A 16,551-nucleotide genomic window follows, 5' to 3' on the forward strand; every position below is an offset into this window, starting at 1 on the left:
TTCACCTCTGCCGGTCCATCAGGGATCCGGATGACCTCTCGTCAGCTCCGCCCGCCGCGAGGCCCCAGAGAAAGCAGCAACCATGTTCGGGATCGGCGAGCTCACTCTCCTCCTCCTGGTGATCGTGGCGGTGCTGGCCGTGAAGAGGCTGCCCGATCTCATGCGGTCGGCCGGAAAGGCCGCACGCATCCTCAAGAGCGAGAAGCGCGCGATGAAGGACGAGGACGGCGGCCCGGACCGGTCGTCCCCCCGCGTGATCCGCGGGGAGACGACCGAGCGGGACCCGCTCTAGGACGCCGTCGGCGGGTGGAGCAGCCGGGCGAGGAGGTCGTCGAGGCTGACCATTCCGGAGAGCCGGCCCTGCTCGTCGCGGACGACGGCGATCGTCGCGCGGCGCTCGCGCAGCCGCTCCACGGCATGGGCGACCGTCTGGTCCGGCGCCAGTTCCGGCACCGGCCGGGCCAGCGCCCGCGCCGACACGTCCCGGCCTCCGGCACGGGCGACCAGGGCGTCGCGGGCGTGGACGGATCCGAGCACCCGCTCCCCCTCCCGTACGAGCAGGCGGGTGCGGTCGGCCCCGGAGGCGACGGCGAGGATCCGGTCGAGGTCCGCGTCGGCGGGTACGGTCGTGATCTGCTCCACCGGGATCTGGAACGCGCCCACCGGGGTGAAGGGTTCGGTCAGCGACCGGGTCACCAGTCCGGAGTCGCCCTTGCTGATCAGCCCGAGCCGCTCGGACTCCTCGATGAGGTGGGTCAGCTGGTCGCGGTTGTGCACGGAGGTCAGCTCGTCGCGCGGGGTCACCCGGCAGAGCCGTACCAGCGCGTTGCTGACCGCGTTCAGCACCCGGATCAGCGGGCGTACGACGTTGACCACCGCGCGGAACGCCGGGCTGAGGAGCATCGCGGAGCTCTCCGGATGCGCGATGGCCCAGGACTTGGGCGCCATCTCGCCGACCACCATGTGCAGGAAGACCACGATGATCATCGCCAGCGTGAAGGCGATGCCGTAGCTCAGCCCGGCGGGCAGGCCGAGCCGCTCCAGGAGCGGGTCCAGCTCGTGCGAGATGGCGGGCTTGGAGACGGCGCCGAGACCCAGCGTGCAGAGGGTGATGCCGAGCTGGGCGCCGGCGAGCATCAGCGACAGCTCGCGCATCCCGGCGAGGGCCGCCTTGGCACCGCGGCGGCCGGCGAGGACCGCCTGTTCCATGCGGTGGTGCTTGGCGGCGACCAGGGCGAACTCGGCGGCGACGAAGAAGCCGCTGCCGATCAGCAGCAGGACGGTGACGAAGAGCGCCATGGGGAAGCTCATGCCTGCTGCTCCTGTTCGATACGGACGTACTCGGCCACGTGCCGGTCGAGCGTACGGACCGTGATCCGTACGCCGGAGACGGTGAGGTGGTCCCCGACCGTCGGGAAGCGGCCGAGCCGGTCGATGATCAGTCCGGCGAGGGTGTCGTAGTCACCCTCCTCGGGCAGCGCGATCCCGGTGGCCTCCTCGATCTCGTCGAGACGGCGTCCCGCGTCCACCACCCAGCCGGTCCCGTCGGCGACCGCGGGTTCGTCGACCGCGTCGGACTCGTCGGCGATCTCCCCGACCAGCTCCTCGGCGATGTCCTCGTACGTGACGATGCCCGCGACACCGCCGTGCTCGTCCAGCACGACGGCGAACTCGTCGTCCCGCTCACGCATCTGCGCGACCGCTGCCGGGAGCTTCAGGATCTCCGGCAGCAGGAGCGGGCGGCGGGCCAGCTCACCTGCGGTGGTGCGGCCGACGTCGGCGGCGGGCAGCCCCATCAGCTCCCGTACGCCCAGCACTCCGGCCGGGTCGTCGGGGTGGTCGCCGAGGACCGGGTAGTTCGAGTGGCCGTGGCGGGCGATCAGCTCGACGGCCTCCAGCGCCATGGCGTCGCGGCGCACGAAGGCGACATCGGCGCGCGGCACCATGACCTCGCCCAGCGTGCGCTCGGAGAACTCCAGCGCGTGATCGACGAGTTCGGCCGTGGCGGTGGGCAGTTCGCCCTGCTCGTGGGACTCGCCGATCAGATGGCCGAGCTCCTCCAGCGTGGCGCCGTGGTGGAGCTCCTCGACCGGTTCGATGCCGATGCGGCGCAGCAGCCGGTTGGCCGCGCTGTCGAAGACGTGGATGACCGGGCCGACGATCCGCAGGTAGATGAGCGTGGAGGCGGCCAGGGACTTCGCCAGCCGCTCCGGTACGGCGAGGGCGAGGTTCTTGGGCGCGAGTTCGCCGAGCACCATCTGGATGACGGTCGCCACGACGAACGAGAGCGTCACGGAGATCGCCGAGACCACTCCGCCGGGGAGGCCGGTGCCGTCCAGCGCCGGCTTCAGCAGGGTCGACACCGACGGTTCGGCGAGGAAGCCGACGATCAGGCCGGTGACGGTGATGCCGAGCTGGGCGCCCGAGAGCATGAAGGAGAGCCGCTCCAGGACCTTCACGGCTCTGGCGGCCCGCTTGTCACCGGCCGCGGCCTCCCGGGAGAGGGTCAGGCGGTCGGCGGACACATAGGCGAACTCCTGGGCCACGAAGTAGCCCGTCCCCGCGGTCAGGACGAACACCGCCAGGAGGCCGAGCAGGGCGGCGGTCATCGCTCACCCACCGCGTGCGGGACCGGTTCGGGATTCGGTGGAGCCGGATGTTCGGACTCCGAGGGCCCCGAAGGGCCCGGACTGGCAGACAACGCACAACTCCTTATCGCCGGGCCCACGAACTTTACAGCCACGTAGACCTGTCGAGGTCGGACGCCCGGTGGCTCGATTTCGGCGGCTCCGGAAGCGCGGGGGAACTCGTCCGCGGGGCCGCGCAGTTCTGCTGGCGGCCCCGCCCGGGGCCGACCGGCCGCCATGGCGGCAGAACCAGCTCTCAGGAGGCATGCAGTGGCCCAGATCGACCTGGACAAGGTGCTCGACAAGGCTTACGCGGACAAGGACCTGCCCACCATCCTCGCGGCTCCGGTCTCGGCGCTGAAGGGCGTCTCGGACCGCGACGGTGAGCTGCTCCAGGAAGCGTTCGGGGTGAAGACGGTGGCAGATCTGGCCAAGTTGAAGTACGTCCGGTGGGCCCAGGCACTCGCCGCGCTGGACACCGGCGCGTCCTGACCCGAGCGCTCCGGCCCACCGGACGTGTCCGGTGGGCCGGAGCCCCTCACAGCGGCGTCGTCGCCGCCTCCAGGACGAGGAAGAGCGCGACGGCCGCGTTGAGCGCGGAGAGCGCCGAGACGGTCGTCCCGGCGGCGGCGACGAACGCGGCGGCACCGGCCGGGGTGAGCGCGGGCGGCCAGCCGCGGTCCGGCGGCACCGGGCCCAGCAGCGCGGCCACCCGGCGCGGCACCGGACCCGCGGCGGCGAAGCCGGCCACGGCGGCGGGGCCCGGCCCGGAGATGAGCGCCGCCTTGCCGACCGCCCGGGCCGTCAGCCGGCGGTCGCCGGTGACGCGGGCCGCCTCCTCGTCCGCCCAGCGCTCGGTGGAGTAGACGAGGGCGGCCTGCAGGGGCCGCAGCAGCGGGTTGACGCAGCCGGCCAGCCGGGTGGCGAGCAGCAGCCGGTGGTGGCGGCCCTCCAGATGGGCCCGCTCGTGGGCGAGCAGCGCCCGGCGCTCGGCGGGGTCCAGGGCGGCGAGCATGGCGGTGGAGACCATGATCCGGCCCGGCGAGCCGGGCAGCGCGTAGGCGTACGGCACGTCGTCGGGCAGCACCGCGAGGTCGCCGCCGTCCGGCAGGCCGGCGAGCGTGCGGTGGGCGCGGGCGCGGAAGCGGTAGTGGCGGTGGAGGGTGAACCCGCAGGCCATCGTCACGGCGACGAGCGCCAGGATGGACGCCTTGCCGGCGAAGGCGTCGTGCGGGACGGCTTCGCGTACCTCGTCGTCGGACCAGCCGTCGGGCAGCGGGTTGCCGGGCAGTTGCGCGGTGCCGACCACCACCAGCAGTCCGAGGCAGACCAGGCTGCAGGAGGCGAGGATCACGGCGACGGTGGCCAGCAGGCGTGCGGCTCTCCGTGGGTGCAGATGCTGCTCGGCCAGCCGCGCGATCGGCAGCGCGGTCAGCGGCAGGACCAGGGGCAGGTACACGAAGACGCCCATCGTCAGCCCTCCGGCCGGTCCGTCGGCGCGCCGGGGCCGCCGGGGCCGCTGTCGGCGAGCAGCGAGCGCAGCAGCTCCTCGTCATCCGCCGAGAGGACGGAGACGAAGCTGGAGAGCACCGCGTCCCGGTCGCTCTGCTTGTCCAGGAGCCGCCGCATGCGCAGTGCGGCGAGACCGGCCTCGTTCGCCACGGGCTGCCAGAGGACGGGCCGCTTGGGCCCGGTCCTGGTCACCGCCTGCTTGGCGTGCAGCCGGGTCAGGATCGTGATGACGGTGCTGTACGACAGGCCGCCGCCGAGCCGTCGCAGCACCCAGGCCGCGGTGACCGGCTCGGTCGCCTCGCCCAGCACGGACAGCACCTGGGCCTCCAGCTCGCCCTGGCCCCGCCTGCGGGCGGACGTTCCCCGTTCGCCACCGGCTCCTTCGGTGTCCACCGTCCGGGCCCCCCTCTCCCTCTGCTCCTTCTGCGGCCCGATCCCTGCCGTTCATCTGCCGGGCACCGGGAAATCGTATCCAGCCTCCGGTGCGCCGGTGACGGCTGCGGCCCGGCTCCCACGCGGTTCCCACCTGGCCCGGAAAATCTACAGTGTTGTAGATTTCCTGGTGGTACCGCAGTGTGCCCGCACCGTCACCACACAAAGGGAGAAACACCATGGGCGTGAGCCTGGCCAAGGGCGGAAATGTCTCGCTGACCAAGGAGGCCCCGGGGCTGACCGCGATCCTCGTCGGCCTCGGCTGGGACGTCCGTACGACCACCGGCACCGACTACGACCTCGACGCGAGCGCGCTGCTCTGCGACGAGTCGGGGAAGGTCCTCTCCAACGACCACTTCGTGTTCTACAACAACCTCAAGAGCCCGGACGGTTCGGTCGAGCACACCGGCGACAACCTGACCGGTGAGGGCGAGGGTGACGACGAGATCGTCAAGGTCGACCTCTCCGCGGTGCCGGGGACCGTCGCCAAGATCGTGTTCCCCGTCTCGATCCACGAGGCAGAGGGCCGGGGCCAGAGCTTCGGCCAGGTCCGCAACGCGTACATCCGCGTGGTGAACCAGGCGGGCGGCGCGGAGATCGCCCGCTACGACCTCAGCGAGGACGCCTCCACCGAGACGGCGATGGTCTTCGGCGAGCTGTACCGGCACGGCGCGGAGTGGAAGTTCCGTGCGGTCGGGCAGGGTTACGCCTCCGGGCTGAGCGGCATCGTCGCGGACTTCGGCGTCGGCCTCTGACCTGACCCCACCGGCCCGGACACACTCCACACCACCTCACCGAAGGCATCGAAGGCGGAACCATGACGATCAACCTCTCCAAGGGCCAGCAGGTCAGCCTCACCAAGTCCGGCGGCGGCGAACTCGGCGTCGTCCGGATGGGGCTGGGCTGGAAGTCCGCGCCCCGCAAGGGCTTCCTGGCCCGGCTGACCGCCCGTGACATCGACCTGGACGCCTCGGCCGTGCTCTTCGCGGGCCAGGCCCCTCAGGACGTCGTCTTCTTCCAGCACCTCACGAGTGACGACGGTTCGGTGCAGCACACCGGCGACAACCGGGTCGGCGGTGCGGGCGAGGGCGGCGACGACGAGTCCATCGTCGTCGACCTGCGGCGCGTGCCCACCCACGTCGACCAGATCATCTTCACGGTGAACTCGTTCACCGGCCAGACCTTCGAGGAGGTCGAGGCGGCCTTCTGCCGTCTGGTCGACGAGAGCACCGGCCAGGAGCTGGCGCGGTACACGCTCACCGGCGGCGGGCGGCACACCGCGCAGATCATGGCCAAGGTCCAGCGGGCCGGTTCGGGGTGGCAGATGACCGCCATCGGCGCCTCGGCCGACGGCCGGACGTTCCAGGACCTGATGCCGGCCGTCGCGCAGCACCTGTAGCCGGGCCACCACCGGTGCGGAGGCCCGCGGGCCTCCGCACCGCGACACATCGATCGAAGGACAGCATGGGCAGACCATCCCCGCCCGGGGACCTCGGGCACGTCGGGCACCTCGGCGACGAGGACAGATCCGATTACGCGGAGGTGCTCGACGAGGTGCTCGCCTCGGCGGAGATCCAGCGGCTGCTGGAGGAATCCGGCGTCGGCGGCGGCCAGTTGCGGATCCGGGCCCTGGCCTCGGTGGCCCGTACGGCTCCGGAGGCCGCGGCGGAGTACCGGGCGTACGCGGCCCTGCGGCGCGGGCTGCACACCCGGCACCACGACGGCGGTGCCGCTCCGCTGTCGGGGCCGGGTCACCAGGAGCGGGCGGGCGCCGGGGCCCTGGCGGTCCTCGGGGTGCTCACGCCGATCCTCGCCGCCGTCGCCGCGGCGACCTTCCTGCTGCTGGGGTACGGGCTCCGTCTCACCGGCGGCATGGCGGCGCTGGCCGGGACCCTCGTCCGGGTCGGCTGGGTCAGCCTCGCGATCGCGGCGGCCGCCGCGCTGGCCGGCATCGTCGCGCTGTACCGCACCGCCGCCCTCCAGTCGGCCCCCGGTTCACCGCCCGGGGTGGACCGTTCGGCCGACCTGGAGCGGGCCCGGGAGACCTGGCGCACCGCGCTGCGGGACCGGGCGATCCGGCCGTTCCTGCTCCGGGAGCTCGCGGAGGCGGGCCGCCCGGCCGAGGCGCCCGGCCACGGCTCGCGCTTCACCCCGCCCGCCTACGCGGGTCCCGACTTCACCAGCCCGGGCTTCTCCGGCCCCGGCCACGGGACTCCCGGCACCGGATCACCGCAGCTGCCCGACACCCGGCGCTGAGGCGCGCGGCCCTGAGGCACCCGCCCCCGAGGCACGCGCTCCTGAGACGCTCTAGGCGGAAGCCGACGCGTGTGAGCGGCGGCGGGCCGCGTCGACCAGGGCGGTCATGACGCGGGTGTCGTCGCCCATCTCCGGGTGCCACTGGACCCCGAGCACCAGGCTCTCGCGGTCCGGCAGTTCCAGCGCCTCCACCGTGCCGTCGGGTGCGTGGGCGGAGGCGATCAGGCCGGTGCCCAGGCGGTCGACGGCCTGGTGGTGGTAGGCGGGCACCGTGGTCTGCTCCGGGACGGCCGTCGCGTACGCCGTACCGGGCACGGGGTCGACCGGGTGGCCGCCGAAGACGGCGTGTCCGCCGGTGTGGCCGTCCAGGTGCTGGTGCAGCGTGCCGCCGAGGGCCACGTTCAGCAGCTGCATGCCCCGGCAGATGCCCAGCAGCGGGACGCCCCGGTCGATCGCCGCCTCGATCAGCGCCAGCTCCCAGGCGTCCCGCTCACGGGCCGGAGGCCCCGTACGGGGGTCGGGGTCGGCTCCGTACCGTGCCGGTTCCACGTCCGCTCCCCCGGCGATCACCACCCCGTCCAGCGCCGCCACGGTCTCCCGGGCCGCGTCCGCGGCCTCGTCCGGCGGCAGCAGCACCGCCAGTCCGCCCGCCGCCCGGACCAGGCGCGGGTAGGCGGCGGGCAGGAGCACCGCGGGCATCTCCCAGACGCCCCAGCGGGCCGGGTCCTGGTAGGTGCTGATGCCGATGACGGGCCGGGACATGGACGGCTCCTTCAGCTGTCTCGTGACGGATCGACGGGGGTGCGGGCGGGGTCAGTCGCGTTTGAGTTCGGCCTCCGCCGCCGCCAGTGCGGCGAACTCCTCCTCCGGGGCCGCCGCGACCAGCCGGTGGCGGCTGTAGAAGGCGAAGTAGGCGAGCGCCACCGCGTACACACCGAGCGCGATGAACGCCGCGTCCCGGTCCACCAGGAAGGTCGCCACCAGCGCCGAGCATGCCAGAACGAAGGCGACCGACGAGGTGCGCGCGCCGCCGGGCGTGCGGTAGGGCCGGGGCAGTTCCGGCTCGCGGCGGCGCAGCACGATGTGCGAGAGGGCCATGAGCGCGTAGCTGATGGTGGCGCCGAAGACGGCGACGTTGAGCATCCGGCCGCCGTTGCCGCTCCAGGCGGCCAGCGTGAAGCCGATGACGCCGGGGATGAGCAGGCCGAGGTACGGGGACTTGCGGCGGTTGGTGAGCGAGAGGAAGCGCGGCAGGTAGCCGGCCCGGGAGAGCGCGAAGAGCTGGCGGGAGCCGGCGAAGATGAGGGAGAAGAAGGAGGCCACCAGGCCCGCGAGGCCCGCGTAGTTGACGAAGCGGCTGAGGACGGTCGGCTCGCCGCTGCCTTGGAGGGCGACCACGAGCGGGTTCCCGGCCTCCTTGATGGCGTTGGCACCTTGGGCGCCGGTGGCGGAGACGAAGGTGATGAGGGCCAGGAAGACCAGCACGGCGAGCGAGATGGCCAGCGCCTTCGGCATCGAGCGGACCGGGTCCTTGGCCTCCTCGGCGGCGAGCGGTACGCCCTCCACGCCGAGGAAGAACCACATGCCGAACGGGAACGCGGCCCAGATGCCGAGGAGTCCGTACGGCAGCCAGGAGTTGGAGCCGAACGCGGTGGTGTCGGCCGGGATGTCGTTGAGGCGGCCCGCGTCGAACTCGGTGAACGCGCCGACGGCGAAGATGAGGAGTGCGGCGACCGCGATGGCGGTCACGACCAGGCTGAAACGGAGGGCCTCGCCGACGCCCCAGAGGTGGATGGAGATGAAGATCGCGAAGCAGGCGAGGTAGACCGGCCAGCCGGAGGTCAGCCCGAACAGGCCGAGCGATTCGACGTAGTCACCGATGAAGATCGAGATGGCGGCGGGCGCGAGGATGTACTCGATGAGGATGGCCGTGCCGGTGAGGAAGCCGCCCCAGGTGCCCAGCGCGCGCCGGGCGAAGCCGTAACCGCCGCCGGCGGTCGGCAGGATGGCGGAGAGTTCGGCCAGCGCGAAGACCAGGCAGGCGTACATGACGCCCATCAGGACCATGGCGACCGCGAGTCCGCCGAAGCCGCCCTTGGAGAGGCCGATGTTCCAGCCGGAGAAGTCGCCGGAGACGACGTAGGCGACACCGAGCCCGGTCAGCAGCAGCCAGCCCGCACTGCCGCGCCTCAGGGTCCGGCGGTGCAGGTACGCGGCCGAGCCGGACGCACCGGACGCACCGGGGCTGCCGGATCCGGGTGGTCCGGCGGGTGTTTCGGTTCCCTGAGCCATGAGGCGCTCCTGACATCGGTCGACTTCGTCGGTGGCACTGCGTCGATCAAAGGTTCGTCGGCACACCTTTGTGGAACGTCGGCGCGGATGGCAAGGGGCGCGCGTTAAAGAGTGGTTACGGATTCGCCTCCGGGACGGGCCGGCTCCGGCCTTTCAGGCCAGGAAGCCCCGCAGCAGCGCCGCCGTACCGGCGCAGTGTTCGCGCATCATCTCGCGCGCCGCCTCCGCGTCCCGGTCGAGCACCGCCTCGACGACGGCCGCGTGCTGCTGCTGGGAGTGCTCCAGGTTGCGGACCAGCAGCGGGATGCAGTCCAGGAGTTCGTTGAGGGTGGCGCGTACGGAGGCGTACCGCTCGGCGAGCGAGCGGGAGCCCGAGAGTTCGGCGAGGGTGAGGTGGAGCAGGGTGTCCTGGCGGCGGTAGTCCTCCAGCCGGGCACCCTGGGTGGCCTCCAGGGCGGCCCGCAGCCGGCCGGCGCCGTCGGCCGCGAGCTCGTCGGCGCAGAGCCCCGCGGCCCCGGTCTCCAGCACCTCGCGGAAGCGCAGGGTGTCCTCCACGTCGACGGCGGCCACCCGGCGCAGGAGTTCGTCGCTGCCGTCGGCGGCGTTCGTCCGCGGCAGGACGAACGTGCCGCCGTAGCGGCCGCGCCGGCTCTCCACCATGCCCTGGTCCTGGAGGACCTTGAGCACCTCGCGCAGGGTGACCCGGCTGACGCCGAGGTGCTGGGAGAGTTCGCGTTCGGCGGGGAGGCGGTCGCCGGGCGGGACCAGGCCGAGGCGGAGCAGTTGCAGGACCTGCTCCAGGGTCTCCTCGAAGCCGTTGCCCGCGCGGACCGGCCGCAGGACGGAGGCGAGCGGGCCGGAGCCGGCCCCCGCCGCCTCGCCGCCTGCCGACCCGCCGCCTGCCACCTCCCCGTCCGCCACCTCGCTGTCCGCCACCTCCGCGACGGCCTCCGGAGCGCCGTCGTCCGCCGCCGACCGGGTGCCGTCGGCTCTCCTTCTGGTGACCACTCGCGGATCCCCTTCCCAAGCAATGGTTCTCTGTCATACCTTAAGCCTCCCGGTTCACCCAAGGAGGAATCCCGTGGCAGACCGCACACCCCCGCTCACCGTCGACGAGCTCCGCTCACGCGTCGCGGACGGGTCGATCGACACCGTGGTGCTGGCCTTCCCGGACATGCAGGGCCGGCTTCAGGGGAAGCGGTTCGCGGCCGGGTTCTTCCTCGACGAGGTGCTGGAGCACGGTACCGAGGGCTGCAACTACCTGCTGGCCGTGGACACCGAGATGCGGACCGTCGACGGTTACGCGATGTCGTCGTGGGAGAACGGCTACGGCGACTTCGGCATGGTCCCCGACCCGGCCACGCTCCGCCCGGTCCCCTGGCACGAGGGCACCGCCCTCCTGATCGCCGACCTCGCCTGGCACGACGGCAGCCCGGTCGTGGCCGCGCCGCGCCAGATCCTGCGCCGCCAGCTGGACCGGCTGGCGGCGCTCGGCTACACGGCGCAGGTCGGCACGGAGCTGGAGTTCATCGTCTTCCGGGACAGTTACGAGGAGGCCTGGGACCGCGACTACCGCGGGCTGACCCCGGCCAACCAGTACAACATCGACTACTCCATCCTCGGCACCGGCCGGATCGAGCCGCTGCTGCGCCGCATCCGCAACGAGATGCAGCAGGCCGGACTGACCGTCGAGTCCGCCAAGGGCGAGTGCAATCCCGGCCAGCACGAGATCGTCTTCCGTTACGACGAGGCGCTGACCACCTGCGACCAGCACGCCGTCTACAAGACCGGCGCCAAGGAGATCGCGGCCCAGGAAGGCGTCTCTCTCACCTTCATGGCCAAGTACGACGAGCGCGAGGGCAACTCCTGCCACATCCACCTCTCGCTCACCGACGAGAACGGCGCGAACGTGATGGCGGGCGACGGGCCGGACGGCATGTCCGAGCTGATGCGCCACTTCCTGGCCGGACAGCTCGCCGCCCTGCGCGACTTCTCCCTCCTCTACGCGCCGAACGTCAACTCCTACAAACGCTTCCAGCCCGGCTCCTTCGCGCCGACCGCCGTGGCCTGGGGCGTCGACAACCGCACCTGCGCCCTGCGGGTCGTCGGCCACGGCCGCTCGATGCGCTTCGAGAACCGGCTGCCCGGCGGCGACGTCAACCCGCACCTCGCCGTCGCCGGACTGGTCGCCGCCGGGCTGTACGGGGTCGAGCACCGGCTGCCGTTGCCGGAGGCGTGTAGGGGCAACGCCTACACCTCCGCGTACGACCAGGTGCCGACGACCCTGCGCGAGGCGGCCGAGCTGTGGGAGGCCAGCCCCATCGCCAAGGAGGCGTTCGGCGAGGAGGTCGTGGCGCACTACCTGAACATGGCGAAGGTCGAACTCGCCGCCTATGACTCCGCGGTGACCGACTGGGAGCTGCGCCGCTCCTTCGAACGCCTCTGACCCCGAGAACGCCTCCGACCACCCCCCGCTTCCTGATCGAGGTCCGTACGTGTCACAGCACCCCGCAGCCTCCGCCCTGGACGTTCTGAACCCGGCGACCGCCGAGGTCATCGCCACCGTGCCCGCCGCCTCCGCCGCCGATGTGGACGCGGCCGTGGTCCGCGCCGCCGCCGCGCAGCGGCCCTGGGCCGCCGCCGCTCCCGCCGACCGGGCCAGGCTGCTGCGCCGCTTCGCCGCAGTCGTCGACGAACACATCGAGGAACTGGCCCAGTTGGAGGTCCGGGAGGCCGGACACACCATCGGCAACGCCCGCTGGGAGGCGGGCAACGTCCGCGACCTGCTCGACTACAGCGCGGGCGGTGCGGAGCGGCTGCTCGGCCGGCAGATCCCGGTGGCGGGCGGCATCGACTTCACGATCCTGGAGCCGCTCGGCGTCGTCGGCGTCATCGCGCCGTGGAACTTCCCGATGCCCATCGCCGCCTGGGGTCTGGCCCCGGCGCTCGCGGCAGGCAACGCCGTCCTCCTCAAGCCCGCCGAGACGACCCCGCTGACCGCTCTCCGGCTGGCCGAACTCGCCCTGGAGGCAGGCCTTCCCGAGGGTCTGTTCCAGGTGCTGCCCGGCGAGGGCCCGGTGGCCGGGAGCGCGCTCGTCGACCATCCGGGCGTCGCGAAGATCGTGTTCACCGGCTCCACCCGGACCGGGAAGCACATCATGACCCGGTGCGCGGAGCGGGTGAAGCGCCTCACGCTCGAACTCGGCGGTAAGAGCCCGAACATCGTCTTCGCCGACGCCGACGTGGAGGCTGCGGCGGCCGCCACCCCGATGTCCTTCCTGGACAACGCGGGCCAGGACTGCTGCGCCCGGACCCGGATCCTGGTGGAACGGTCCGTGTACGACCGGTTCCTGGAGCTGCTCGCCCCGGCGGTCGCCGCCGTGGTGGTGGGCGACCCGGCCGACGAGAAGACGCAGATGGGCCCGCTGATCTCGGCGGCCCAGCTGGACCGGGTGCGGGGCTTCACCGACGGTGTACGGGAAGCCGACGGCGTACGGGCGATCCTCGGCAACTCCCCTGAGGGGCCCGGGTTCTGGTATCCGCCGACCGTGCTCGCCGGGGTCGCGGCCGATGCTCCGGTGGCCGTCGAGGAGGTCTTCGGGCCGGTCGCGGTGGTCCTGCCGTTCGACGGTGAGGAGGAGGCCCTGCGCCTGGCGAACGCCACCGACTACGGGCTCGCCGGGTCGGTCTGGTCCCGGGACATCGGGCGGGCGCTCCGCGTCGGCCAGGGTCTGCGGGCGGGCAACCTCTCCGTCAACTCGCATTCCAGCGTGCGCTATTCGACCCCCTTCGGCGGCTACAAGCAGTCGGGGCTCGGCCGTGAGCTCGGGCCCGACGCCCTGGCCGCCTTCACCGAAACCAAGAACATCTTCATCAGCACGGAGGCCTGACCGCTATGACCGACACTTCCCCTGTCTGCCGCCGCCTGGTCGGCCGCACCGCCGTCGTCACCGGAGCCGGCAGCGGCATCGGCCTGGCCACCGTACGGCGGCTGGCCGCCGAGGGCGCCCATGTCGTCTGCGCCGATGTGGACGAGGTGAGCGGCAAGGCCGCCGCCGAGGAGGCTGGCGGGCTCTTCGTCCGTACCGACGTCACCGACGCCGAGCAGGTCGACGCGCTCTTCAAGGCGGCGTTCGACACCTACGGTTCGGTCGACATCGCCTTCAACAACGCCGGCATCTCGCCGCCCGACGACGACTCGATCCTGGACACCGGTCTGGAGGCCTGGCGCCGGGTGCAGGAGGTCAACTTGACCTCCGTGTACCTGTGTTGCAAGGCGGCCATTCCGTACATGCGCGCCCAGGGCCGGGGTTCGATCATCAACACGGCTTCTTTCGTGGCCAGGATGGGTGCGGCGACCTCGCAGATCTCGTACACCGCGTCCAAGGGCGGGGTGCTGGCGATGTCGCGTGAGCTGGGCGTGCAGTTCGCGCGCGACGGCATCCGCGTCAACGCGCTCTGCCCGGGGCCGGTGAACACCCCGCTGCTCCAGGAGCTGTTCGCCAAGGACCCGGAGCGGGCCGCGCGGCGGCTGGTGCACATCCCGGTCGGCCGGTTCGCCGAGCCCACCGAGATCGCCGCCGCCGTCGCCTTCCTGGCGAGCGACGACTCCTCGTTCGTCAACGCGACGGACTTCCTGGTCGACGGCGGGATCGCCGGGGCGTACGTCACCCCGGTCTGAGCCGGTCGCGCAGGGGGTGGTTCCTACTCCGTCCCCTGCGTCGACGCTCCCCGCAGCCGCTGCGAGCGGAGGACGAGGAGCATCTCGAAGCGCTGGTCGGGGTCGTCGATCGCGTCGCCCCACAGCTCGCGGATCTGGCGCAGCCGGTAGCGCGCCGTCTGCGGGTGGATGCCGAGCCGCTGGGCCACCTCGGGCGCGCCGCCGGGCGTCTCGATCCAGGCGAGGAGGGTCTCGGCCAGCCGCCGCGCGGCGGTGGTGCCGAGGCCGTCCAGCGGCGCGAGGCAGCGGCGGGCGGCGGCGTCGATGAGCTCCCGGGACGGCAGGAGCACCAGCTCCTCGGTGCGCTCGGTGCAGTGCAGCACCTCGCCCTGCGGCAGCAGGTTCTTCTTGATCAGCTGGACCGCGGTCTCGGCCCAGCGGAGCGAGGTCGCCGCGGCGGCCAGCGGCACCGGCGGGCCGATCGCGCCGGACCAGCCGGCGGTGGCCCGGCGCAGGGTGTCCGCCCGGCCCGCGGTCTCCGGGTCGGGGATGACGATGCGCGGCTGCTCGCTCTCCGTCTCCAGCAGGATGCCCTGGCCCACCGCCGGGGCCACCGCCTCGCGGGCCGGGCGCATCAGCACGCCCACCGCGATGGTCTCCGGCAGCTCCCAGCCGATCCGGGCGGCCCGCTCGGCGAGCGTCCGGGCCGAGTCGCCGCGGGGCTCCATCAGGAGCAGGTCGATGAGCTGGCGCTGGAGGCGCAGCCGCTCACTGGCGCGGCGGGCCGCCGCCTCGGCGTAGCCCAGGACCGACTGTTCCACGAGGCCGTCCAGATACTCGAATCCCGATTCGGCGAGCTCGTACATGGCGGGCGCGGCGATGTCGACCTGCTGGCCGATCTCGGCGAACCTGCGCCAGGTGAGGCGGACCCCGAGCCGGTAGACGGCCTGGAGCGAGTCGAGGCTGCGGCCGTGCAGCCCCTCGCCCCGGCCGAACTCCTGGAACACCTCCGGCGGCACGCGCGGGTCGGCGGCGCCGGAGGCGAGGTGGCGTACGAAGCCCTCGATGGCGCGGCGGATGCCGACCAGGGCCATCGGCTCGCCGGACTCGTCCTCGACGAGCTGGAGGTACGGGTAGTCCTGCCGGATCTCGCTGAGGATCTTCTGAGCGATCTCCGGCGCCTCGGCCAGGGCGATGGAGGCGAACCGCTCCACCTTCGACCGGGGCACCTCCTGCCAGGCGTGAGACTTCACGAGCCCGCCGGTGCGGTGTCGTAACTGATCAAGGGTGTGTTCGGCTGCTCGGGTGTGGCGTCGAGCAGGGCCACGATGCCGAAGGCGGCACCGAAGGCGAGCGCTGCCGCCACCAGGGTGGTGGCTGCGGCGGCGATGAGTCTGCGCATGATCGGGTCAGCTCCTTGCTTGGAGTCGATCCCTACTCCGTATGGCCGGGCCCCTCCGGCTGGCACACAGTGTCGACAGTGCATTGACATGCCGTCAAGGCCTTGCTTACTGTTCACGCCAATCAAGGGCTGACCGGCCCGGGGCCCGTGCACCTCCCGCGAAGAGATTCGACCCAGGAGTGCCCGGATGCGCCGCAATGCTTCACCTCTGTCACTATTTCTGCTGGGTGCAGGGGTCTTTCTGCTCGTACTCGCGCCCCTGCTCGTCTGGTATGTCCAGCCGCAGGCGAAGCGCACCCCGATAGATATCGATACGACTACGGTCTTCACCGGGACCGGCAGCTACTTCGACACCTCGAAGGTCGAGACGGTCGAGGGCAAGGAGATCACGATCACCCGCCAGGTGCGCGGGGACGTGGCCGACAGCCTCAAGAGCGGCAACGCCATATGGGACGTCTCCACCTCCGTCGACCACAGCGAGACCCTGCCCGCCTCGGACCCGCGCGACGCCCTGCAATGGACGATGGAGCGCTGGGTGACCGACCGGTACACCAATGAGCCGGTCCACTGCTGCGAGGAGACGCCGACCTTCGACGGCGAGGCGTACCTGAAGTTCCCCTTCGATGTCGAAAGACGCGCTTACCGCTGGTGGGACGGCACGCTCGGCGGCGTCGTCCGGCTCGACTACGCCGGCACGAAGAAGGTGCAGGGGTACGAGGGGTACCTGTTCAAGGGCACCGTCGAGCCGACCCGGACCGGCGTGCGCCAGGTGCCCGGCGTGCTCGTCGGCAAGCCCCGTACGCCGCAGATCCTCGCCGAGGAGTGGTACTCCAACAGCGGCATCGAGCTGGTCGTGGACCGGCGGACCGGGCGCATCATGAACGCGGCGATCGGCCCGAAGAAGACGCTGCGCGCGCCAGGCTCGAAGAAGGACGCCGTCACGCTGCTGGAGAGCGAGCGGGTCGAGTTCACCAAGGAGACCCAGCTCAAGCAGGTCGAGCTGGCCTCGGCGGACAGCGACCGGCTGGCGCTGCTCGGCGGCACCGCGCCGGCCGGAGCGGTCGGACTGGGTCTCGTACTCGCGGCCGTGGGCGTCGTGCTCGTCATCCGGGGGCGCCGGACGGAGCCGGAAGCCCCGAATACTCACATGATGACGAACTCGCCCACCTGAGTTACCGGCAAGTTGTCGCATCGGTGAGTAGCCGGGGGCGTAGCCGTACCGAAAACTGTCTATCCCCACCACTGCACGGCCCCCGGTCTCTCATCCCTTGTTCGCGCGCCCCACAGCCGCGTTCCCCTGTCCCGTACCCGAAACCGTTCGTCCCGCTCCCGTAGTGCCCCAGCCCCTCCCTTTTCGTCCCCGTACTTCC

The 16,551-nt window shown here is 72.0% G+C and carries 18 protein-coding genes; 9 read left to right on the forward strand and 9 right to left on the reverse strand.

Annotation, left to right across the window (positions count from 1 at the left end; genetic code table 11):
- Positions 1 to 82: 82 nt before the first annotated feature.
- Positions 83 to 292 (forward strand): twin-arginine translocase TatA/TatE family subunit, encoded by a 210-nt coding sequence (locus tag ACQP09_RS02120; protein ID WP_404071176.1) that lies wholly within the window; start codon positions 83 to 85, stop codon positions 290 to 292.
- Here the strand turns inward: ACQP09_RS02120 and ACQP09_RS02125 are convergent.
- Positions 289 to 1,311: a hemolysin family protein gene (locus ACQP09_RS02125; RefSeq protein ID WP_433395496.1), complete on the reverse strand. Its 1,023-nt coding sequence runs from the start codon at positions 1,309 to 1,311 to the stop codon at positions 289 to 291. The two genes, ACQP09_RS02120 and ACQP09_RS02125, sit on opposite strands and share 4 nt — an antisense overlap.
- A complete protein-coding gene (locus tag ACQP09_RS02130) occupies positions 1,308 to 2,609 on the reverse strand; it encodes a hemolysin family protein (protein ID WP_433395498.1) in 1,302 nt (433 codons plus the stop codon). Before ACQP09_RS02130 ends, ACQP09_RS02125 begins: the two co-directional genes overlap by 4 nt.
- A 288-nt stretch (positions 2,610 to 2,897) precedes the next feature.
- On the opposite strand from ACQP09_RS02130, the gene ACQP09_RS02135 reads away from it, so the two are divergent.
- Positions 2,898 to 3,119 (forward strand): hypothetical protein, encoded by a 222-nt coding sequence (locus ACQP09_RS02135; RefSeq protein WP_404071170.1) that lies wholly within the window; start codon positions 2,898 to 2,900, stop codon positions 3,117 to 3,119.
- A 46-nt stretch (positions 3,120 to 3,165) separates the two neighbouring features.
- On the opposite strand, the gene ACQP09_RS02140 is transcribed toward ACQP09_RS02135, so the two are convergent.
- Together ACQP09_RS02140 and ACQP09_RS02145 are read right to left on the reverse strand one after the other, a co-directional pair.
- On the reverse strand, positions 3,166 to 4,098 hold the full coding sequence (locus ACQP09_RS02140; protein WP_433395500.1) for a M56 family metallopeptidase: 933 nt from the start codon (positions 4,096 to 4,098) through the stop codon (positions 3,166 to 3,168).
- 2 nt (positions 4,099 to 4,100) lie between these two features.
- Positions 4,101 to 4,532, reverse strand: coding sequence for a BlaI/MecI/CopY family transcriptional regulator (locus ACQP09_RS02145; protein WP_433395502.1), 432 nt, complete (start codon positions 4,530 to 4,532; stop codon positions 4,101 to 4,103).
- A 218-nt stretch (positions 4,533 to 4,750) separates the two neighbouring features.
- On the opposite strand from ACQP09_RS02145, the gene ACQP09_RS02150 reads away from it, so the two are divergent.
- From ACQP09_RS02150 to ACQP09_RS02160, 3 genes are all read left to right on the forward strand, one after another.
- Positions 4,751 to 5,326 carry a TerD family protein gene (locus ACQP09_RS02150; protein WP_359218461.1) on the forward strand — a complete coding sequence of 192 codons (576 nt, stop codon included), beginning with the start codon at positions 4,751 to 4,753 and terminating at the stop codon, positions 5,324 to 5,326.
- 62 nt (positions 5,327 to 5,388) lie between these two features.
- A complete protein-coding gene (locus tag ACQP09_RS02155; protein WP_433395504.1) occupies positions 5,389 to 5,970 on the forward strand; it encodes a TerD family protein in 582 nt (193 codons plus the stop codon).
- Between the two features lie 65 nt (positions 5,971 to 6,035).
- Positions 6,036 to 6,827, forward strand: a complete 792-nt coding sequence (locus ACQP09_RS02160) for a hypothetical protein (RefSeq protein ID WP_433395506.1) — start codon at positions 6,036 to 6,038, stop codon at positions 6,825 to 6,827.
- Positions 6,828 to 6,878: 51 nt separating this feature from the next.
- Here the strand turns inward: ACQP09_RS02160 and ACQP09_RS02165 are convergent, their stop codons facing one another.
- From ACQP09_RS02165 to ACQP09_RS02175, 3 genes are all read right to left on the reverse strand, one after another.
- Entirely contained in the window at positions 6,879 to 7,589 is a 711-nt protein-coding gene (locus tag ACQP09_RS02165) for a gamma-glutamyl-gamma-aminobutyrate hydrolase family protein (protein WP_433395508.1), read from the reverse strand.
- A gap of 51 nt (positions 7,590 to 7,640) precedes the next feature.
- Entirely contained in the window at positions 7,641 to 9,119 is a 1,479-nt protein-coding gene (gene eat / locus ACQP09_RS02170) for an ethanolamine permease (protein WP_433395510.1), read from the reverse strand.
- Between the two features lie 153 nt (positions 9,120 to 9,272).
- Positions 9,273 to 10,025 carry a FadR/GntR family transcriptional regulator gene (locus ACQP09_RS02175; protein ID WP_433406468.1) on the reverse strand — a complete coding sequence of 251 codons (753 nt, stop codon included), beginning with the start codon at positions 10,023 to 10,025 and terminating at the stop codon, positions 9,273 to 9,275.
- Between the two features lie 175 nt (positions 10,026 to 10,200).
- On the opposite strand from ACQP09_RS02175, the gene ACQP09_RS02180 reads away from it, so the two are divergent.
- From ACQP09_RS02180 to ACQP09_RS02190, 3 genes are read left to right on the forward strand one after another with little or no spacing between them, the layout of a single operon-like run.
- Positions 10,201 to 11,565 (forward strand): glutamine synthetase family protein, encoded by a 1,365-nt coding sequence (locus tag ACQP09_RS02180; RefSeq protein ID WP_433395512.1) that lies wholly within the window; start codon positions 10,201 to 10,203, stop codon positions 11,563 to 11,565.
- A gap of 49 nt (positions 11,566 to 11,614) precedes the next feature.
- On the forward strand, positions 11,615 to 13,009 hold the full coding sequence (locus tag ACQP09_RS02185) for an aldehyde dehydrogenase family protein (RefSeq protein WP_433395514.1): 1,395 nt from the start codon (positions 11,615 to 11,617) through the stop codon (positions 13,007 to 13,009).
- A 5-nt stretch (positions 13,010 to 13,014) separates the two neighbouring features.
- Positions 13,015 to 13,800 (forward strand): 3-oxoacyl-ACP reductase, encoded by a 786-nt coding sequence (locus tag ACQP09_RS02190; protein WP_433395516.1) that lies wholly within the window; start codon positions 13,015 to 13,017, stop codon positions 13,798 to 13,800.
- A gap of 23 nt (positions 13,801 to 13,823) precedes the next feature.
- Here the strand turns inward: ACQP09_RS02190 and ACQP09_RS02195 are convergent, their stop codons facing one another.
- Together ACQP09_RS02195 and ACQP09_RS02200 are read right to left on the reverse strand one after the other, a co-directional pair.
- On the reverse strand, positions 13,824 to 15,032 hold the full coding sequence (locus ACQP09_RS02195; protein WP_433395518.1) for a helix-turn-helix domain-containing protein: 1,209 nt from the start codon (positions 15,030 to 15,032) through the stop codon (positions 13,824 to 13,826).
- On the reverse strand, positions 15,029 to 15,181 hold the full coding sequence (locus ACQP09_RS02200; RefSeq protein WP_356750899.1) for a hypothetical protein: 153 nt from the start codon (positions 15,179 to 15,181) through the stop codon (positions 15,029 to 15,031). The genes ACQP09_RS02195 and ACQP09_RS02200 overlap by 4 nt, the downstream gene beginning before the upstream one ends.
- A 187-nt stretch (positions 15,182 to 15,368) precedes the next feature.
- On the opposite strand from ACQP09_RS02200, the gene ACQP09_RS02205 reads away from it, so the two are divergent.
- Positions 15,369 to 16,352: a DUF3068 domain-containing protein gene (locus tag ACQP09_RS02205; protein WP_433395520.1), complete on the forward strand. Its 984-nt coding sequence runs from the start codon at positions 15,369 to 15,371 to the stop codon at positions 16,350 to 16,352.
- Positions 16,353 to 16,551: the final 199 nt, after the last annotated feature.

The organism is Streptomyces sp. CA-146814, assembly GCF_050942385.1.
GTDB lineage: Bacteria > Actinomycetota > Actinomycetes > Streptomycetales > Streptomycetaceae > Streptomyces.